The 20,444-nt window shown below is 53.5% G+C and carries 12 protein-coding genes and 1 pseudogene; 3 read left to right on the forward strand and 10 right to left on the reverse strand.

Annotation, left to right across the window (positions count from 1 at the left end):
* Nucleotides 1–71: 71 nt before the first annotated feature.
* Nucleotides 72–605, reverse strand: a complete 534-nt coding sequence (gene tadA, locus D6M16_RS08895; RefSeq protein ID WP_120511937.1) for a tRNA adenosine(34) deaminase TadA — start codon at nucleotides 603–605, stop codon at nucleotides 72–74.
* Between the two features lie 168 nt (nucleotides 606–773).
* On the opposite strand from tadA, the gene D6M16_RS08900 reads away from it, so the two are divergent.
* On the forward strand, nucleotides 774–1,892 hold the full coding sequence (locus D6M16_RS08900; RefSeq protein ID WP_120511478.1) for an S-(hydroxymethyl)glutathione dehydrogenase/class III alcohol dehydrogenase: 1,119 nt from the start codon (nucleotides 774–776) through the stop codon (nucleotides 1,890–1,892).
* Nucleotides 1,893–2,001: 109 nt separating this feature from the next.
* Here D6M16_RS08900 and D6M16_RS08905 read toward each other — a convergent pair whose 3' ends face one another.
* From D6M16_RS08905 to D6M16_RS08925, 5 genes are all read right to left on the reverse strand, one after another.
* Nucleotides 2,002–3,558, reverse strand: coding sequence for an AbgT family transporter (locus D6M16_RS08905; RefSeq protein WP_120511479.1), 1,557 nt, complete (start codon nucleotides 3,556–3,558; stop codon nucleotides 2,002–2,004).
* A 336-nt stretch (nucleotides 3,559–3,894) separates the two neighbouring features.
* Complete coding sequence (locus D6M16_RS08910) at nucleotides 3,895–4,605, reverse strand: GntR family transcriptional regulator (RefSeq protein ID WP_205576842.1); 711 nt, start codon at nucleotides 4,603–4,605, stop codon at nucleotides 3,895–3,897.
* Nucleotides 4,606–4,631: 26 nt separating this feature from the next.
* Complete coding sequence (uca, locus tag D6M16_RS08915; protein WP_120511481.1) at nucleotides 4,632–8,264, reverse strand: urea carboxylase; 3,633 nt, start codon at nucleotides 8,262–8,264, stop codon at nucleotides 4,632–4,634.
* 14 nt (nucleotides 8,265–8,278) lie between these two features.
* Nucleotides 8,279–10,120 carry an allophanate hydrolase gene (atzF, locus tag D6M16_RS08920; RefSeq protein WP_120511482.1) on the reverse strand — a complete coding sequence of 614 codons (1,842 nt, stop codon included), beginning with the start codon at nucleotides 10,118–10,120 and terminating at the stop codon, nucleotides 8,279–8,281.
* Nucleotides 10,121–10,590: 470 nt separating this feature from the next.
* The gene (locus tag D6M16_RS08925) at nucleotides 10,591–10,806 is read right to left on the reverse strand and encodes a hypothetical protein (RefSeq protein WP_240435554.1); all 216 of its coding nucleotides are present in this window, start codon (nucleotides 10,804–10,806) and stop codon (nucleotides 10,591–10,593) included.
* A gap of 667 nt (nucleotides 10,807–11,473) precedes the next feature.
* On the opposite strand from D6M16_RS08925, the gene D6M16_RS08930 reads away from it, so the two are divergent.
* Complete coding sequence (locus tag D6M16_RS08930; RefSeq protein ID WP_120511483.1) at nucleotides 11,474–12,418, forward strand: hypothetical protein; 945 nt, start codon at nucleotides 11,474–11,476, stop codon at nucleotides 12,416–12,418.
* A gap of 131 nt (nucleotides 12,419–12,549) precedes the next feature.
* Here D6M16_RS08930 and D6M16_RS08935 read toward each other — a convergent pair.
* From D6M16_RS08935 to guaB, 3 genes and pseudogenes are all read right to left on the reverse strand, one after another.
* Nucleotides 12,550–13,593 (reverse strand): annotated as a pseudogene (locus tag D6M16_RS08935) (tyrosine-type recombinase/integrase); the annotation flags it as partial.
* Between the two features lie 294 nt (nucleotides 13,594–13,887).
* Complete coding sequence (guaA, locus tag D6M16_RS08940) at nucleotides 13,888–15,465, reverse strand: glutamine-hydrolyzing GMP synthase (protein WP_120511484.1); 1,578 nt, start codon at nucleotides 15,463–15,465, stop codon at nucleotides 13,888–13,890.
* 110 nt (nucleotides 15,466–15,575) lie between these two features.
* On the reverse strand, nucleotides 15,576–17,042 hold the full coding sequence (gene guaB / locus D6M16_RS08945; RefSeq protein WP_046218850.1) for an IMP dehydrogenase: 1,467 nt from the start codon (nucleotides 17,040–17,042) through the stop codon (nucleotides 15,576–15,578).
* 293 nt (nucleotides 17,043–17,335) lie between these two features.
* Between guaB and xseA the strand changes: the two genes are divergently transcribed.
* Nucleotides 17,336–18,685, forward strand: a complete 1,350-nt coding sequence (gene xseA, locus D6M16_RS08950) for an exodeoxyribonuclease VII large subunit (RefSeq protein WP_120511485.1) — start codon at nucleotides 17,336–17,338, stop codon at nucleotides 18,683–18,685.
* 17 nt (nucleotides 18,686–18,702) lie between these two features.
* Here the strand turns inward: xseA and D6M16_RS08955 are convergent, their stop codons facing one another.
* Entirely contained in the window at nucleotides 18,703–20,316 is a 1,614-nt protein-coding gene (locus D6M16_RS08955; protein WP_120511486.1) for an ABC transporter ATP-binding protein, read from the reverse strand.
* Nucleotides 20,317–20,444: the final 128 nt, after the last annotated feature.

Below are 20,444 nucleotides of genomic sequence, written 5' to 3' on the forward strand. Positions count from 1 at the left end.
AACAGGAAGGAATAAAAGGGTGGCAGATATTGCCACCCTTTTTTATTGGTCTGTTTACCCGGTTTACGTTGTTACTTTGTCTTTTTCTCGCTGTCCTGTGTTACCTGTGCCTGAGCGGCCTGTTGTTTCAAAACTTTTTTCTCGGCACGGCGGCGCTTAAAAAAGGCCTGTAGTTGCTGACGGCAATCGGCATCCAGCACCCCGCCCTGAAACGCGACATGGTGATTAACCCCGGCATAACTGAGCAGGTTCATCACGCTGCCCGCGGCCCCGGTTTTGGGATCCGGCGCGCCAAAAACAACCCGGCCGATGCGGCTGTGCACCATGGCCGCCGCGCACATAGGACAAGGTTCCAGAGTGACATACAGCACAACATCCAGCAGACGGTAGTTGCTGCACACTTTTCCGGCCTGACGCAACGCCATGATCTCTGCGTGTGCCGTGGCATCATGCTGGCCGATCGAACGGTTCCAGCCTTCACCTATCACGCGGCCATTAAGTACAGCAACGGCGCCAACAGGGACTTCACCTTCGGCTTCAGCCAGGCTTGCCAGTTCGATGGCGCGCCGCATAAAAAATTCATCCTGACGGTTGATGTCACTCACCACTGGGTCTCTGATCTCACAAGGTTTGGGCGGAGGATTATAAGCCAAGCGCCGCCGCCTCTCCAGTACCCCGGCATCACGATGACAGCGGCCTGCCCCGCAGTAGGCACTATGGGTAAATCTCTCCTACTTTATATGAATAGTTACCGTTGCTGAGAGATAACCATCATGGACACTATTAAATCCCGGGCGGCCGTTGCCTGGGGACCGAATCAGCCACTGACCATAGAAGAAGTCGATGTCCAGCTCCCTAAAGCCGGTGAGGTGCTGGTGCGCATTGTCGCCTCAGGCGTCTGCCATACCGATGCGTTTACCCTGTCCGGTGACGATCCGGAAGGGATCTTCCCTGCCATTCTCGGTCACGAAGGGGGCGGCATTGTTGAGAAAGTCGGTGCCGGAGTCACCACGGTACAAGTGGGTGACCATGTGATTCCGCTGTACACCCCGGAATGCGGTGAGTGTAAGTTCTGCCTGTCAGGCAAAACCAATCTGTGCCAGAAAATTCGCGACACCCAGGGCAGAGGGTTGATGCCGGACGGCACCACGCGTTTCTCCCTTAATGGCGAACCGATTTATCACTATATGGGCTGCTCAACCTTCTCTGAATACACGGTATTGCCTGAAATTTCAGTCGCGAAAGTGAACCCGGCCGCGCCGCTGGAGGAAATCTGCCTGCTCGGCTGCGGGGTTACCACCGGGATAGGGGCTGTGCTTAATACGGCTAAAGTGCACAAAGGCAATACTGTCGCCATTTTCGGCTTAGGCGGCATTGGCCTGTCAGCCATCATAGGGGCCACCATGGCCGGGGCATCCCGCATTATTGGTATTGATATCAATGAGCATAAGTTCGCTCTGGCCAGAAAACTCGGGGCCACCGACTGCGTGAATCCCAAGGATCATGACAAGCCGATCCAGGAGGTCATCATTGAGATGACAGATGGCGGTGTCGATTTTTCCTTTGAGTGTATCGGCAATGTCAACGTCATGCGCTCGGCACTGGAGTGCTGCCATAAAGGATGGGGAGAGTCGGTCATTATAGGGGTTGCCGGTGCCGGACAGGAAATCTCCACCCGCCCTTTCCAGCTTGTCACAGGGCGAGTCTGGCGCGGCACCGCCTTTGGCGGCGTTAAAGGCCGTACTCAATTGCCCGATATCGTGGAGCGTTACCTTCAGGGGGAATTTCAACTGCACGATTTCATCACACATACCATGCCGCTGGATGACATCAATCAGGCTTTTGAGCTGATGCATCAGGGTAAGAGCATACGCTCTGTGATCCACTACTGAACCGGAACGATGGCATAAAGCGGGACAAGGTCAGTAAGAACAAATATTCCAGAGCACAGCGCCCGGCAGATACCGGGCGCTGTAGTGTCTGACCAGCACTTATGCCGGATCAGAAGCCCAGGGGCAGACCAAAGGCAAAGAAAATCACCAGCACCAGTGTCCACATCACCAGGAAAGCCGCCGAGTAAGGCACCATCATGCTAATCACATCCCCGAATTTCAGTTCAGGTTTATATTTACGCATAAAGGCCAGCACAACACCGGCATAGGTCATCATAGGGGTAATGATATTGGTTGAAGAATCGGCAACACGATAAGCGGCGGTCACCAGATCAGGGGTCATATTCGGGTTCACCTGATACAGCATAGGCACAAAGATGGGCCCTAACAGCATCCATTTCGACGTCATGCCCCCCACAAACAGGTTGATGAAAGCCGTCGTCAGGATAAAACCGATAATCAGCGCGATCGGGAATGACTGCAGTCCCAGTGAGCCTAAAAAGGTCGCGCCCAGATAGGTCACGTAAGTGCCAAGGCCAGAGTAGCTGAGCAAAGCCAAAAAGTTATAGCAGAAAAAAGTCAGCACCAGAATATAGCCCATGGTATTCATCTGCTTCACCATGGCTTTGACCACATCCTGCAGCGATTTGAACTTGCGGGTAGTCACCCCATAACACATCCCCACCACAACAAAGACAAACGAAATCAGCAGAATGACATTATCCAGATAAGGCGTAACTTGCCGGCCAGCCGCGTTGCTATAGGGGGCCAGCGGGCCTGTCGCCAGCAGATAAATGCCCAGCAGAGCCGCAAGCAGCCCCAATCCCGCCATCCGCAGCCCTTTTTGCTCTTGCGCCGTCAGCTTAAAATCATCCAGTTTGAGATCATCCGGCAGCTCGTAGGTCATAGCAGACAAGCGCGGGGCCACAAAACGTTTGGTCACCCAGGCGCCAATCAGGGTCAGCATAATGGTTGAAACAACAATAAAGTAATAATGCATGGTGGCAGGGTTCAGTGGCTCGCCGCTGGCCGTGGTAAAAGGCACACCCTGCGATTCAGCAAAAATACGCGCATTGACCCCGAGAATGACATCAGAAGGAGTAGCGGGGATCAGGTTCGCACTAAAACCGGCAGACACACCGGCAAATGCCGCAGCCATACCAATTAACGGGTTCTTGCCCAAACCGGCATACAAAAGGCCTGCCAGCGGGATCAGTACCAGATAGCCGGCATCGCTGGCAACGGAAGACATGATACCCAGGAAAACGATCATATAAGGCAGCCAGCGGTCACTGATGTGCAGACCGACTTTCTTGATCAGCGCGGCCAGTAACCCGGAATGTTCTGCAATACCCACAGCCAGCATCACAATCAGAATGACGCCCAGCACACCGCGTCCGAATGCCAGCCAGTTCTGCAGTAATGCATTATCGAACAGCCAACGGACATGCTCGGTATCCAGCATATTCTTAATACTGTGAGTGACTGCCCCGCCGTCAGCCCCCATTACGTCAAACTGCATGCCGCCAATCAGACTGGTCAGCACCAGCACAAAGGCGAACAAGAACATGAAAATCACCACAGGATCGGGGATTTTCTGCCCGGCGCGTTCAATGAACGCAATAATCCCCCGCGATTTTTGTGCAGGGCTCAAGGCTTCACTCATGGTCGTACTTCCTTATTAAATCGAATGAGTATAAAAAATCGCTAAAGACTACCCCATCCCACAAGTCAGTAAAACCATTAAAATCCAATACCAAAGCAATAAAATAGAACATAAATCAAATGGTCAGAATAAATAACCAACCCATGATTTATTTAAAGTTTGTTAAACTCCGCTCCATCTAAGGCCATGCTTGATGCTGTCAATAAAAAAAAAAGCGCCCTGCAGGCACCTTGATTCAATAAATATGACTGTATTTGAATAATAAAACTTGATCACCCACGGCAACCCACGCGTACATGCCAGACAGTAGCGCGGGCAGATTTGATCGTTCCGTCTTCAGTCAGCAGGCATTTCAGGTTGTTCAGCACCCGTTGCCGCGACAGTTTCCACCTGCCTTTGACGTTGTGCTGCCTCGCGAATTCGCTCCATGGTGATTTCCTTCACCGCTTGCTGGCTGATGCGGATATGCCGGTCCAGTTCATCGGCGGCGGTCTGTGCGTCGCCCCGGCGGATGGCGTCGAGGATCCGGGCGTGTTCCTCATAGGTGGCCTCCACCCGGTCGTTGCGGGTGAAATCCAGCCGGCGGATGATGCGCAGGCGGTCGCTGATTTCCCGGTGGATACGGGTCATTTCCCGGTTGCCGGCAGCGGCCACCAGATCGCAGTGGAAGCTTTCATCCAGGGCGCGTACGGTGCTGCCGACGGCCCGCTCGGAAGGATGATCGGGGGTCCAGATGGCGGTTAGGGTGCGAATCACCGGGGGTTCTTCCGGCAAGGCACAGATCTTGTGGATAGCAGCCTTTTCCAGAGTGATGCGCAAATCGTACAGCTCCTCAATCTGCTTGAAATCCAGCGGCTTTACCCGCCAGCCACTGCGAAAGAGCACTTCCACGTAACCCTCCCGCCGCAACCGGTACAGAGCCTCCCGGACCGGTGTCCGGGAAGCGTCCAGACGCATGCCTACGTCACCTTCGCTGAACTTGTCACCCGGCAGCAGGCGAAATTCGAAGATGTCGTCTTTCAGGGCTTCGTACACCCTGTCGGCCATTGAGGTCTTGCGTCTGGGGGGAGTCGTCATATTTCAATGCTCAATAAGGGCTCCCCGGGGGTGACTGCCTTGCCAGCTTCCACATGCAGGGCGCTAACAGTGCCGGATTGCGTAGCATTCACCTCGAATTCCATTTTCATGGCTTCCACTATCACCAGCGGGTCACCCACGGCCACGGTGTCGCCCGGCTTAACCAGGCACTTCCAGATATTACCGGCAATTTCGGCACTGATCAGCTCGCCGAACTGTGCCAGGTCCGAGGCGTCCGGTACCGGCGGCGCCTTGGCCAGGCGGTCCAGTTCTTCAGCTTCGCTTTCCTTCCAGAGCGCCACTTCTTCAGCATACGCCGCTTGCTGCATCTTGCGGAACTTGCTGATGGAGTCTGCGTTGGCGTCCAGGAAAGCCTGGTGGGATTTGAGGTCGAACGTGTCCTCCTCAATCCTGATGGTCAGCTTACCGGCCCGGAACTGATCACGCATCTCCGTCAATTCTTTTTCGCTGACCGGGTAGTAACACACCTGGTCAAAGAAACGCAGAAGCCAGGGTGCGCCGTCGGCAAATTGCGGGTTCTTCAGGTACTTGTTCCAGATAGGCAGGGTGCGGCCCACCAGCTGATAGCCACCGGGGGAATCCATACCATAGATACACATATACACCCCGCCAATGCCCACTGTGCCCTCAGCGGTATAGGTGCGCGCCGGGTTGTACTTAGAGGTCAGCAGGCGATGGCGCGGGTCCAGGGGCACGGCGCAAGGCGCCCCCAGGTAGACATCGCCCAGACCCAGCACCAGGTAGCGGGCATTGTAGACCACGTCCTTTACGTGCTCCCGTTCTTTCAGACCGTTGATGCGCTGGATGAAATCCACGTTGTTGGGGAGCCAGGGTGCGGTGTCACGCACCGATTGGCGGTACTTGTCCACCGCCTCCAGCGTGGCGCTGTCCTCGAACGCCATAGGCAGGTGAACCACCCGGCTGCGCACTTTCAGCTCATCGGTAGGCGGCAGAGTGTCTTCCAGATCCAGCAGGTATTCCATCAGTGACCGCTGAGGCAGGATGCGCGAGTCGTAGCGCAGCTGCAGCGACCGCACGCCCGGCGACAACTCCAGCAGACCGTTGGGCTGTACATCGGCAATGGCTTCCATCAGCGCGTGAATACGCAGGCGCAAGCCCAGTTCCATCACGTTCGGGCCGTATTCCAGCAGGATATACTGGTCACCGGCTTGACGGTAGGTCACTTCCGGGCGCCCGTCGGTTTCCGGCAGGTGCGCCAGGATGGTGGCGGACAAGTCGTTCACCGGCGCCAGGTCCGGCGCTTCCAGTGCCACTTCGGGCGGTGCCATCAGGCTTTTCACCGCCAGCTCCTGGCGTTCGGACAATTTCACTGCCGTGTCGTAGTCCAGCGGCACGAACCGGATGGTGTCGCCTGGCTTCACCTGGCCGACTTTCCACAATTCGGCTTTGGCAATGGTCACCGGGCACACGAACCCGCCCAGGCTGGGGCCGTCTTTGGTGAGGATCACCGGCATGTCGCCGGTAAAGTTGATCGAACCAATGGCATATTCGCAGTCATGGATATTGGAAGGGTGCAAGCCGGCCTCGCCGCCGTCTTCCCGGGTAAATTCCGGTTTCGGGCCGTTCAGGCGAATACCCAGGCGGTTGGAGTTGTAGTGCACTTCCCAATCCTGCCGGAAGAATTTTTCGATGGCGTTTTCACTGAAGAAATCCGGGGCGCCGTGAGGGCCATAGAGTACGCCGATTTCCCAGTGGTCCGGGTAGTCCGGGATCAGATCAGGGTCTGCCGGCACCGGGTCGTGGGTCGGGCCTGGAGTGGTGCAGGCCGGCAGTTCCAGCTGGCTGATGCCCAGCATGTCGCCGGGGCGCAGAGGCCGGCCGCCATGACCGCCGAACTGGCCCAGAGCGAAAGTAGAGCGGCTGCCCAGGTACACCGGCACATCGAAGCCACCGCGTACTGCCAGATAGGTACGACAGCCCTTCACCGCCTTACCCACGGCCAGCACCTGGCCAGCTTTCACTGTGATAGGTTTCCAGAATTCCACCGGCTGATCGTCCAGAGTGGCTTCGGTCAGCGCGCCGGTGAGAGCTACCACGGCATCCTTGTGGAACTTCAGAGTCGGGCCGATCAGTGTGGCTTCCAGCCCGGCGGCGTCGTTATGGTTACCGACAATGCGGTTGGCCAGCCGGAAGGCGTAGTCGTCCATGGGGCCACTGGGGGGCACACCGATATTCCAGTAGCCTACGCGGCCTGGGTAGTCCTGCACCGTGGTGTAGGTACCGGGCTTGACGACCTCTGCCACCGACGGCCTGAATTCGAAGCTTTCCAGCGCGCGGGTGGAAACAATACCGTCGGCAAAGCTGGCCTGGGCTACCACCTGGCGCAGATAATCCAGATTGGTGGCAATGCCCATCAGCCGGGTTTCGGCCAGAGCAGCTTTCAGTTTGGCCAGAGCATCGTCTCTGTCTTTGCCGTGCACGATCATCTTGGCGATCATCGGATCGTAGTGGGCCGAGACTTCACTGCCGTTTTCCACCCAGGTGTCGATGCGTACCCCCTCTTCCGGCCAGTGCACATCGGTCAGTTCGCCCGGCGAGGGTTGGAAGTCTTTCAGCGGGTCTTCGGCGTAGATGCGCACTTCCATGGCGGCGCCATTCAGCATCGGCCTGAACATCGCCAGGTCCGGACTTTCGCCGGCGGCGATCTTCAGCATCCATTCGATCAAATCCAGGCCAGTGACAGACTCGGTAACCGGATGCTCCACCTGTAAGCGGGTGTTCACTTCCAGGAAATAGAACTCGTCCCGGTCGGCGTCGTAGATGTACTCAACGGTGCCAGCAGAGCGGTAGTTCACCGACTGGCCGAGGGACACCGCAGCGTCCAGCATCTTCTGGCGGGTGCTCGCCGGCAGGTTCGGTGCCGGGGTTTCCTCCACCACCTTCTGGTTGCGGCGCTGCAGGGAGCAGTCCCGCTCGCCCAGAGCCACTACATTGCCTTCACCATCGCCGAAGATCTGCACTTCCACGTGGCGGGCGCGGCCGATGAAGCGTTCCAGAAATACGCCGCTGTCGTTGAAGAAGCTCTGGCCCAAACGGCGCACCGTTTCAAAGGCATCTTTCAGTTCACTGTTACTGTTGCAGCGGGTGAGACCAATGCCGCCACCACCAGCGGTGCTTTTCAGCATCACCGGGTAGCCCAGCTGCTCGGCAGTTTGCAGGGCTTCCTCCAGGGTGTCCAGCAGACCGCTGCCCGGCGCCAGGGGCACGCCTGCAGCTTCGGCCAGTTCCCGGGCCCGGTGCTTCAGGCCGAATTCGCGCATCTGGTCCGGGGTGGGACCGATGAAGGCAATACCTTTGGCTTCGCAGGCTTCGGCGAAATCGGCGTTTTCCGACAGAAAACCATAACCGGGAATGATGGCCTCGGCGCCAGTCTGCTTGGCGGCGGCAAGGATCTGGTTGGTGTCCAGGTAGGTTTCACTGGCGCCGTTGCCGGTCAGGGCCACAGCTTCGTCGGCGTTGGTCACGTGCAGGCTGTGGCGGTCTTCATGGGAGTGTACAGCGACGCTGCCCACGCCCATGGCTTTGAGGGTGCGAATGGTGCGAACGGCGATTTCGCCCCGGTTGGCAATCAGAACTTTGGTAAACATGGTTAGAAATCTCCTTAAGCCTTGCAGGATTTGAGGGCGTTAATGTAGGCGCGCCAGCCGCCGAACTCGGTCACATCCCGGGCACCGTCCAAGCCATAGCCTTCACAGATAAAACCGTTAACCCACCGCCCATCGGCCAGCTCGACCTTGCCGATGCCCAGGGGCGCGGGAATCAGATCGACGAAGGAACCGAATTCCGAGGCTGCCATTTCCCAGACTTCCAGAATAATGGCTTTGCCATCGGACTCGTCCCGCTTCAGGCCGGGTTTGGGCGGTGTGGTGTTGGGCAAGGCATAGAGCCGGTAACAGGCCGAGGTGGTGGTTTTCTCTAACAACCGGGCCCGGCGCTCGGTCAGCTGGGTGTTGAGGGGCATGTCCGAAAGATGGGCGCCTACAACCGCTACCTGCACCCTGGGTACGGCGAACTTATGACTGGTTACTTCCTCTGGCCTTGGTTTATCCAATGCGCCCAAGGGTGTCCGGTGGGCGTTCAGCCACTGGCTGGCCAGCACCTGGAGTTCGCCGTCTTTCCAGGCACCGCTGATCAGCGTCACGCCAAAAGGCAGGCCGTCGGCGCGAAAACCGGCAGGGACCGCCAGGGCGCAGAAATCCGCCAGGTTCACGAAATTGGTGTAGGTGCCCAGCTGGCTGTTGAGGGTTATCGGGTCGGCATTCACCGCATCGATAGTAGGGGCAATGGGGGCTGTGGGCACCAGCAGGCCGTCCACCTCGGCCAGCAGATCATCAATCGCCCGCAGCAACTCTTCCTTACGGTACAAAGCCTTGAAAGTGTCAGTGGCGGTGAACTTACCCGCGCTGCTGATTATGCCCCGAACCGTGGCGTTCATCTCTCCGGCGTGTCCGGCCATGAAACTTTCCACCGCCGCGTGGCGCTCGGCTACCCAGGGACCTTCATACAGCAGCGCCGCCAGTTCCAACAGCGGTGCGAAATTCAGCGACACCAGTTCCACACCAGGGATGTCCAATTGCCGCCACTGGCTGAGGGTGATCTTCCAGGCGGCTTCCGCTTGCTGGTCACCATGGAACAAAGGGGCATCGGGAATGCCCAGACGCCTTACCGGGCCGGGCCGTCGAATGGCCGGGGCGTCCAGAGGCAGTGCCGTGGGAGCTTTACGGGAAAACGCATCGCCCGGCTCGAAATCGGCCACTGTTTCTGCCACCAGGGCGGCGTCATGAATGGTGAGGCCAAACACCGACACGCAATCCAGGGATTTGCAGGCAGGTACCACGCCGTCAATGCTGAACCAACCCTTAGTAGGTTTCAGCCCCACCAGATTGTTGAGACCCGCCGGCACGCGGCCGGAACCTGCGGTGTCTGTACCCAGGGCGAAAGGCACCAGACCACGGGCTACCACTGAGGCGGACCCGGAGCTGGAGCCACCGCTGACCACTTCCGGCTTAAAACTGTTCGGCACCGCGCCATAAGGTGAGCGGGTGCCCACCAGTCCGGTAGCGAACTGGTCCAGGTTGGTCTTGCCCACCAGTACCGCACCGGCGGCTTTTAACCTGCGGATAACGGCGGCGTCCCGCTCTGGGCGATAAGCATAGGCTGGACAGGCGGCGGTGGTGTCGAAGCCCTCGGCATCAATGTTGTCCTTGGCCGCGAACGGAACGCCATAAAGTGGCAATTGTTCCAGATCGCCACCCGCCGCAGCCAATTGGTCAGCCAGTGCTGACAGTGTAGCGCTGAGTTCGCTGGAGGGCAGTCGGGCAATCCAGGCGGAGTCGTCTTGGTCTAATTCATCAATGAGCGGGCTGAGCAGATCTTCCGGCCGTGCGCCTTCTCTGTAGGCCTGCTGCCAGTCGGCGATGGTCCATCCAAGGGTGGTTGGCATAGTGTGTCCTCACGCTGATTCATCTTGTATACATGATGAACAGCAAGGCCCATGCCAGATCGGAGTCAATACCAATTAGCTCAATAAAAACAGCAACATAAAAGGATTTTAAGCCGCTTTGTGATAAAGCAATGCGCACCAAATACGCGCAGTTCGATGAATATAGCACCATAATTGAACAAGAAATCCGGGTTTGTTCGCCGGAAAACTGTACAAAAGCAACTTGTATACTAGTTAACATGCTGTTTTATAGAGTTTTGGGAGACTGGAACAGCTAATGCAGTTTCGGCTGAGAGTTACATATCACCTACCCGACCCAAAACACTCAGCATGGTACAGGGCGTAATCCATGGCATTGCCAGACAGCGCTAAAAAATAACGAAGCCAAAAACAAAAAAAGCCCGCAATCATGCGGGCTTAGATATGTAGTACCAGAGGTTTCCGGTTGGAAAATTATTCCCACTCGAATATCAATAAGAAGAAAATACATCGCCATAACAGCTAGTCAGAAGAGTGGTCATTATCAATACCATCATCTGTACCATGCGCAGAGTTTTTTGATTTTTTGCAGCTCGTCTACGTTTTAGTTCGGCTTTGGCCCAAGCTGAGGATTCTTGCATATCACGACGAAGCTCTTGTATCTCTTCAACACTAAGCCGTCGCGGAGCCGAGGTAATTCTATCCATCTTGTGCCTCCAACTTGTCGCAGTAGATTTTAAAACGCATCAAAACATGAGTTACCAGCAAGAAACCTTGGGGATATTTTTAGATTGTTTTTCATACACATCTTGAAAGCCATCAATACTGCCCAAAGATTATACAACGAGGAATAACCTCGTTAAATAAAAGGATCAAATCATGGGTTTGAAACCAGGGCCAAAACCAATAGCCAAGTCGACTGGTAAACCAGATCAACGTCGACGTGACAACAAAAAAACGCCAGGAAACACTCCGGGCTTAAAGCCGAGTAAATCCTCGACCAAGTAACGTTATTCCAATATCGAGTCAGAGTAAGCGGTACTGACTCTTGTTGCTAAAACCCAAAACACACTTTTTCCCCATTCCGTTTTGTAAGGTCTTAGAGTGGGGCTTAACAATATGTAATGGCTGTATTAAAATAGTCATACAGCCGCGAGGCAAGATCCAAAATAAACCTTAAGGCAAGTTATAGAAGGCAGAGTTGTGATAGCTCTGCCTTTTTCGTATATGTTGCATAGCATCCAAGCCCAAGCGCATTTTTTGCCCTAATTTCCGTTAGATCTTTTATTTTCGAGTTCAACTTCGAAGTTGAATTCGGGAGCGTTTAAAAAAGCTTGGTTGATGTCGATTCAGGCAGAGCAATAGGAGTAGTACATGGCAAATAAAGGAAAATTTAAACTATCCGAGTCGGTAGTGAAAAATACAATCGAATGGTTTGTTGAAAATCCCAATGAAAAATTAAGTAAGAACGAATTTTGTAAGAAGGCTGGCTGCTCTCTTTCTGCGTTAGACAATGCATTAATGGCTTATGGCTATACCGACTATACAACAATGTGTAGTAAGTATCTGCGCAACCAAAAGACTCGTGTTCCAGAATCTAGAAATAAAGAGAAAGTCTGCGATCAGTTGTGTGAGGGATTAGTCAAGTGGCTCAATGAGCACCATGATGAGAAGTGCTTCAAGCTCACAGACAAAAACCTCAATTCAAAATTAGAGCGATATGGATGCGGCAGTATTGGCCGCCTATTTCGCAAGTATGAATCAGATGCGACGCGACGACGAAGCATGATAGTGAATTGGTTTAAAAAGAATAGAGCGGATTTGATCGATAGATTTGATGATTACACCCTGTCAAGAGCAAGGACACAGTTATCTCACTCACTCAATGATTTAGATAATCTGACTATCTATAAAACAGAAAGTAAAACCGTTGATTCTTCGAGCTATGGAGACGAGAATGATCTACTGTTTTTTCTTGGCATGACAATCGGGATTCTACATTCCCAGAAAAAGAGATTACCTGAACCACTTAGATTGACATGTGCAAGGCAAAACGGTGTTGACTGTATCAATAGAGCGGGTAAGGGGGTAGAGTTGAAAGCTACACTAGATTCTCATTACGCTATTAACTCAAACTATGAGGATGCAGAGTATGTTCTGTGCTGGAACCACAACTTGAGTGATGAGAATATAACTCAATTCAAACTGAAAAACGGGATTAAAGAGATATTTACATTATTTGATCTCTGGGACGATTTTAACCTGGCTGGTTATTTCAAAACTTCTTTCAACCGTTTTCGAGATAATGTGAATAGCTAGATTTTCTCCAGAAACAGCAATAGCCTTAATTATTCACTGAGGGTTTTATCGTCTACGCCATTTCTATCGAGATGAATGGCTATTCTCAACTTTTGAGTAGATCAGTGTGTAACCCTCCCTATTTTAATGGCAGCCTCATGCAGCAAAGTACTCGCTGTTCTACGTAGGTCATGCGGTCCAAACTTACTTAGTGACTGACCGTCCTTCTGCGCAGCCTTGTATGTTAAATCCATGACTCGGTTCATCGTCGCACTACTCATGGGAGCATCAGAGTCATAACGAGAAGGAAGAATGTAATTAGACCCACCGGCAAATGTCTTCAAGGCGATCAGAATGTCCATCGCCTGACGTGACAAAAATACCAGGTGAGGGTTACGCCGTTTCATCCTCTCTTTAGGAATCGTCCACAACGCTTCGCTAAAGTTAATTTCGCTCCAGGTTGCATTGGTTAATTCGCTTTTGCGTACCATAGTCAGCAATAGCAACTTTACCGCAGCACGAATCGAAGGGGTGGTTCCTACCTTTTCCATATAGCGGTACATCAAACCAATCTCAGCCGGTGTTAACGTTCGGTCTCTTGGCTCAAACCGCGCGATACTTGCGGGCCTCACCAAATCTGCCGGGTTCTCAACTTTCTGCCCTCTCTCAATCGCCCATCGATACACCTGGAGTACAATATCACGTGTGTGTACAGCCGTTGCGGGCGCTCCACGCCCTACTATCGCGTCAGTTAGTGCTCGCAGATCTTCATGGGTGATTTCGGTCAGCTTCTGATTGCCAAATTTGCCCTCTAACTCTCGGGCATAGACTGAGCGACGTATATCCCGGGTAGAATCGGCCATCTAATAACCACGCAACCATTTCTGAGCCCAGGCACCAAAGGTTTCAGCATCTTTCGTTCTCGCCTTCGCACGTGCTTTCTCTTTGGCCGGTGACTTTCCATCAGTAACCATTCTCTTCGCTTCATTGAGACGCTCACGAGCTTCTGCTAACGTGATGCCTCCTACTCCATAGCGACCAAAGGTAATGGTTTCTTGTCTGCCATTGATCGAGTAGTTGTAGCGAAAAGAAATAGAGCCCGCAGTGGTCACAGCAACATAGAGGCCATCAAGGTCATTGACTTTGTAAAGTTTATCTTTGGGTTTGAGATTGCGTAGCTTGGTATCAGTCAGCACGTTTCGACCTATTATTATTGTTTGATACCATGCTGAAAAACCTCTAAAAAACTAGAGATTAATCTTTACAAAACAGATGGATATATAAATTTAATACCATGCCCCATCAAAAACACTCAGCATGGTATCGGGCGTAATCCATGGCATTACCGATGAATCATACCCATCAAAATACCACGGTCAAACCGTGCTTGGCATTGCCAGACATTGCCAAAAATAACGAAGCCAAAAACAAAAAAAGCCCGCAATCATGCGGGCTTAGATATGTAGTACCAGAGGTTTCCGGTTGGGTAATTATTCCCACTCAATGGTGGCTGGTGGTTTACCTGAGATGTCGTAAACCACGCGGGAGATACCGTCCACTTCGTTGATGATGCGGTTGGATACCTTACCCAGGAAATCGTAAGGCAGGTGTGCCCAGTGAGCTGTCATGAAGTCGATGGTTTCTACCGCGCGCAGCGATACCACCCAGTCGTACTTACGGCCATCGCCCATCACACCAACAGAACGTACCGGCAGGAAGACGGTAAAGGCCTGAGAGACTTTGTTGTACAGATCCGCTTTGTGCAGTTCTTCAATGAAGATGGCATCGGCACGACGCAGCAAATCACAGTACTCTTTCTTCACTTCACCCAGCACACGTACACCCAGACCCGGTCCAGGGAACGGGTGGCGATACAGCATGTTGTACGGCAGACCCAGCTCCAGGCCGATCTTGCGCACTTCGTCTTTGAACAGCTCTTTAAGCGGCTCAACCAGACCCATGGCCATATCTTCCGGCAGACCACCTACGTTGTGGTGCGATTTGATGACATGAGCTTTACCGGTTTTCGACGCCGCAGATTCGATCACATCAGGATAAATCGTGCCCTGCGCCAGCCACTTGGCGTTTTGCAGTTTCTTCGATTCTTCATCAAAGACATCCACGAACACGTGACCGATAATCTTACGCTTGGCTTCCGGATCCGCTTCGCCGGCCAGTGCCGACAGGAAACGCTCTTCGGCATTAACATGCACAATGTTCAGACCAAAGTGATCGCCGAACATTTCCATCACCTGCTCGCCTTCGTTCAGACGCAGCAGACCGTTATCGACAAATACACAGGTCAGCTTGTCACCGATGGCACGGTGGATCAACATAGCCACAACCGATGAATCGACACCGCCTGACAGGCCCAGGATCACTTCATCGTCACCTACCTGCTCCTTGATACGCGCAATCGCGTCATCAATGATGGTGGATGGCGTCCACAACTTCTCACAGCCACAGATGTTAAGCACAAAGTTTTCCAGCAGGCGCAGCCCCTGACGGGTATGCGTCACTTCAGGGTGGAATTGCACGCCGTAGAAGTGCTTCTCTTCGTTCGCCATCGCAGCGTACGGACAGGTTTCAGTGGCGGCAACTTTCACGAAATCAGCAGGGATTTCGACAACTTTGTCACCGTGGCTCATCCAGACGTCCAGCAGGGCGTTACCGTCTTCTGCCACAGCGTCTTCAATATTTTTCAGCAGCGAGGTTGGCTCAATCACTTCAACCTGAGCATAACCAAATTCACGTACGTGAGAGCCGGCCACTTTTCCGCCCAGTTGCTCTGCCATGGTCTGCATGCCGTAACATACACCCAGAACAGGCACACCGGCTTCAAACACATACTGAGGGGCACGAGGTGAATTCTCTGCCGCGACACTCTCCGGACCACCAGACAGGATAATACCGTTAGGATTGAAATCGCGGATATCCGCCTCTTCCACATCCCAGCTCCACAGTTCGCAGTACACACCGATTTCACGGATACGACGCGCGATCAGCTGTGTGTATTGGGAACCGAAGTCCAGGATAAGAATACGTTGATCATGAATATTTGTGGTCATTCGGGCAGTCTCAAATATCAATTGCAATCAAAAGGGGCGGCTTACCACCCCAGGAAAAATCGTCGGATTAACGCAGACCGGCTGCCTCAGCAACCGGTCCAGTCCGTGTGTTATGAGCCCATGCGGTAGTTGGGGGCTTCTTTAGTGATAGTCACATCGTGAACGTGCGACTCTTGCATACCCGCACCTGAGATGCGGACAAATTCCGCTTTGGTACGCAGATCTTCAATTGTTGGTGAGCCGGTCAGACCCATGCTTGAGCGCAGGCCGCCCATTTGCTGATGTACGATTTCTTTCAGGTGGCCTTTATAAGCGACGCGTCCTTCAATACCTTCAGGTACCAGTTTGTCAGCCGCGTTATCCGTCTGGAAGTAACGGTCAGAAGACCCTTTAGACATCGCACCCAGAGAACCCATACCACGGTATGATTTGTAGGCACGGCCCTGGTAAAGCTCAACTTCACCCGGCGCTTCATCGGTACCGGCAAACATAGAGCCAACCATGACACAAGATGCGCCCGCCGCAATGGCTTTACACATATCACCGGAGAAACGGATACCACCGTCGGCAATCACAGGAATATCGTATTCATTGGCGACAGCCGCTGCATCAGCAATCGCCGTAATTTGAGGTACACCCACGCCTGTCACGATACGGGTAGTACAGATTGAACCCGGGCCGATACCCACTTTTACCGCACTGACACCGGCTTCAATCAGGGCACGTGCACCTTCTGCCGTAGCAACATTACCGCCGACAATCGGCAGCTCAGGGAAAGCCGCTCGGGTTTCACGGATACGCTGCAGTACACCTTCAGAGTGACCGTGAGAAGAGTCAATCAGCAGCACATCCACACCGGCTTCTACCAGCGCTTTGACACGCTCTTCATTGCCGGCGCCAGCGCCAACAGCCGCACCTACGCGCAGACGACCCTGCTCATCTTTACAGGCATTTGGCTTACGCTCGGCTTTCTGGAAGTCTTTGGCAGTGATCATGCCTTTGAGCTGGAACTGGTCATTCACAACCAGTACTTTCTCGACGCGATGCGCTTGCATCACGGCTTCAACTTCTTCACGGGAAGCCCCTTCCTTCACAGAAGCCAGACGCTCTTTCGAGGTCATTACGCTTTCAACTTTCTGTGTCAGGTCGGTGACGAAACGGACATCACGACCGGTAATGATACCCACCAGCGCGTGATTATCATCCACAACAGGGAAACCGGCAAAGCCGTTTTCTTCCGTCAGGCGTTTCACATCAGAGATGGTTTGGTAAGGTTTCACCGTCACCGGCTCTTGTACGACACCGGCTTCGAATTTCTTTACCATGCGTACTTCGCGAGCCTGTTGCTCAATTGACATATTCTTGTGAATAAAGCCAATTCCCCCTTCCTGGGCCAACGCAATTGCCAGTCGGCCTTCCGTTACTGTATCCATGGAGGCAGATACCATAGGGATATTCAGAGTAATGGTCTTGGTCAGACGGGTGCGCAGATCGGCAGTGTTAGGAAGAACAGTCGAATGTGCCGGAACTAGCAGGACATCATCAAAGGTCAAAGCTTCTTGTTTGATACGTAACATCGCAATATCTCACACCATGTAAGGTTTTAAAGAAGGGATAAAATATTGCGAACAAATTATACGTACGAAGCAAACGTTTGGCTAGAAAAAAATAAATCTTTTTTATTGACACTTTTCCGTTGATACGTAATATATTCCGGTTTAAGTGACCAAGCTGCGGGCCGTAGTTCAGGGCCTCTCTGCGCCTGTACGCTTTTCAGCCACGTCTGCTGCGACATTCATTTGATACTGCTATCAAAATCGTGCACCATCCCCTTCTGTCTTAATGTCCTGCAACCACAGGTTTTCTTGTCGTGAGTCTTTACAGTACTGCCTCAACCCAGAATCCGCGTATCTACACTGTGTCCAGTCTGAATGCTCAGGTTCGCCTTTTGCTCGAGAATGAAATGGGGGTTGTCTGGCTGGTCGGTGAATTGTCAAACTTTTCAGCGCCGGTTTCCGGTCACTGGTATTTCACCCTCAAAGACGTGCGGGCACAGGTGAAATGTGCCATGTTCCGGGGCAACAACCAGCGTGTCACCTTTCGCCCGGCGAACGGCAATCAGGTCTTGGTGAAAGCGCGGCTTTCTCTCTACGAGCCGCGGGGCGATTATCAGCTGATTATTGACAGCATGCAGCCCGAAGGGGATGGCCGTCTGCAGCAGCAGTTTGAAAAACTGAAAATGCAGCTGGCAGCAGAAGGATTGTTTGCCCAGACGCTGAAAAAGCCCCTGCCCGAGCAACCTAAACGGGTGGGCATTATTACCTCAAAAACCGGGGCTGCCCTGCACGATATTCTCCATGTGCTCAAGCGCCGGGATCCGAGTCTGCCCGTTGTGATTTACCCCACTATGGTTCAGGGAGAAGGGGCCGCTATCTCCATCGCGCAGGCTATAGGCCGTGCCAACACACGGCAGGAATGCGATGTGCTGATTGTAGGACGTGGCGGTGGCTCACTGGAGGATCTCTGGGCGTTTAACGAGGAGATTGTAGCCCGCACCATTGCAGCCAGTCAGATCCCCATTATCAGCGCTGTCGGCCATGAAGTGGATGTGACTATCGCTGACTTTGTCGCCGACATGCGGGCGCCAACACCTTCTGCCGCTGCCGAACTGGTCAGCCGCGATCTCAGCGCCCGAGTGCAGAAAATCCATCAGCACCAGCAACAACTTCGGCATGCAATGCGGCATTACCTGTCCGTCAGGCAAAGCCAGCTTGTTCGCTGGCAGCACAGGCTGGATCGTCAGCATCCGCAAGTACAGCTTAATCAGCAAAGCCAACGCCTGGATGAATTGCGCAGCCGCCTGGAGCGGGCGATGCGCAGACTGCTTTCTGAGCATCAGCAGCACCTGCACCGCAGTGATTATAAGCTGGCACTGCATTCACCGGCTCATCAGCTGGACCGGTTAGGCAGTCAGCTGGCCTCCCACCAACGTCGTTTACTCGACGCCATGGATCGCCGGCTCGTTAAAGCCAGTCACCAGCTGGCTCTGGCGACCGAAAAACTCGATGCTGTCAGCCCGCTGGCCACACTGGCTCGCGGCTATTCGATTACCCGTGACGAAAACGGCCAGGTGATCCGCAGTTCAAGCCAGGTTAACGCCGGCGATACACTGCAAACCACGCTGGCCGATGGCAATGTACGCTCCATAGTCACGGAGTAAGTTTTTCGCCCAGCCTGTCAGGCAGCGTCCTCCACCATCATACAGGCGCTGATCAGACGTTGGGTATACGCCTGCTGCGGATGGTCAAATATCTGCTCAGGCGTCCCCTGCTCGACCACCTCACCACGCTGCATCACCATCACATGGTCAGAAATGGCACGCACGACGGCCAGATCATGGCTGATAAACACATAGCCGATGTTATGGCGACGCTGAATGTCTTTGAGCAGATCCAGTACGGTTAGCTGTACTGAACGGTCTAATGCCGATGTCGGCTCATCCAGCAAAATAAACTTAGGTTCAGAGACCAAGGCGCGGGCTATGGCAATTCGCTGACGCTGACCACCGGAAAACTCATGGGGATAACGGTTGATGCTGGCAGGATCCATGCGCACTTCGTCCAGAGCTTGTCGTGCTTTACGGATTCGCTCACTTTTCGTCATTTGAGTAAAAACGGTCAGAGGTTCAGTGATGATCTCACCTATGGTCATCCGGGGTGACAGTGAGCCATAGGGGTCCTGGAAGACCATTTGCATGTGACGCTTCAATTCAAAGCGCTCTCTGGCAGTCATTTCGCCCAGTTTCCTGCCATCAAAACTGACAGTGCCGCTAAATGGCAGCAATTGCATCAGAGCGCGGCCGAGCGTGGATTTACCTGAACCGGATTCACCCACGATTCCCAGTGTTTCTCCCTGCCGCAATGTCAGGCTGATGCCTTTCACCGCATCCAGATATTCACTCGGATGACCCAGCCAGTTTGACTTCAGCACATAGCGCACTTTGATCTCCTGGGCGTCTAAGATAACGGGGGCGCGAGATTTATCACTCGCTTTGCCCGGCTTTGGCTCTGCGTCAAGCAGCATTTTGGTATAGGGGTGCTCTGGCGTATGAAAGACCCTGTCGACATGACCGGCTTCTACCACTTCCCCTTTACACATCACCACCACATCATCGGCAAAATGGCGCACTACACCAAGGTCATGGGTGATGAACAGGATAGCCATCCCCATCTCAGCCTGGATTTCTTTCAGTAACGACAGCACCTCTGCCTGTACGGTGACATCCAGCGCTGTGGTTGGCTCATCCGCAATCAGCAAATCGGGCTTATTCGCCAGCGCCATGGCAATCATGATCCGCTGCAGCTGGCCGCCGGAGAATTCATGAGGATAGTGGCGAAGTCGCTTGCGCGGCTCTGGAAGCTGTACCCGCTCAAAAAGCGCCAGCGTTTCTTCCATCGCCTCTTTTCTCGTTACATCGCGGTGACAGCGGATCGCTTCAGCCACTTGCTCCCCAATCGGCATATAGGGATTAAGCGAAGTCATAGGCTCCTGAAAGATCATGGCTATCTTGCCACCTCGGTAGCCCCGCAACACGTTTTCCGGCAGCGACAATAAATCCGTTCCCTGAAAATGAATCTGGCTGGTGGGATCAACCCAGGCATTTTTCGGCAGCAGCCCCATGACAGCACCAGAGGTAACGGATTTACCTGAACCGGACTCCCCCACCAGTGCCAGTGTCTGCCCTTTATGCATACTGAAGCTGATTTGTTTTACCGCATCAACGATGCCTGTCTCCATGGTGAATGATACTGACAGCTTGTCTACCGTCAGCAGCGGACGCTGCATATCCATACCGGAATCCTTTTCCTGATTTAGAAAATGATAATTATTAGCAAATGAGAATAAATCAAAGAAGTGGAATTGGCTATAGATGAGTATGGCTCATACCGTAAAAAGTGAGAAAAACCGTCACGGATCGG

Source organism: Photobacterium salinisoli (assembly GCF_003614885.1).
In the GTDB taxonomy this organism is placed as follows: domain Bacteria; phylum Pseudomonadota; class Gammaproteobacteria; order Enterobacterales; family Vibrionaceae; genus Photobacterium; species Photobacterium salinisoli.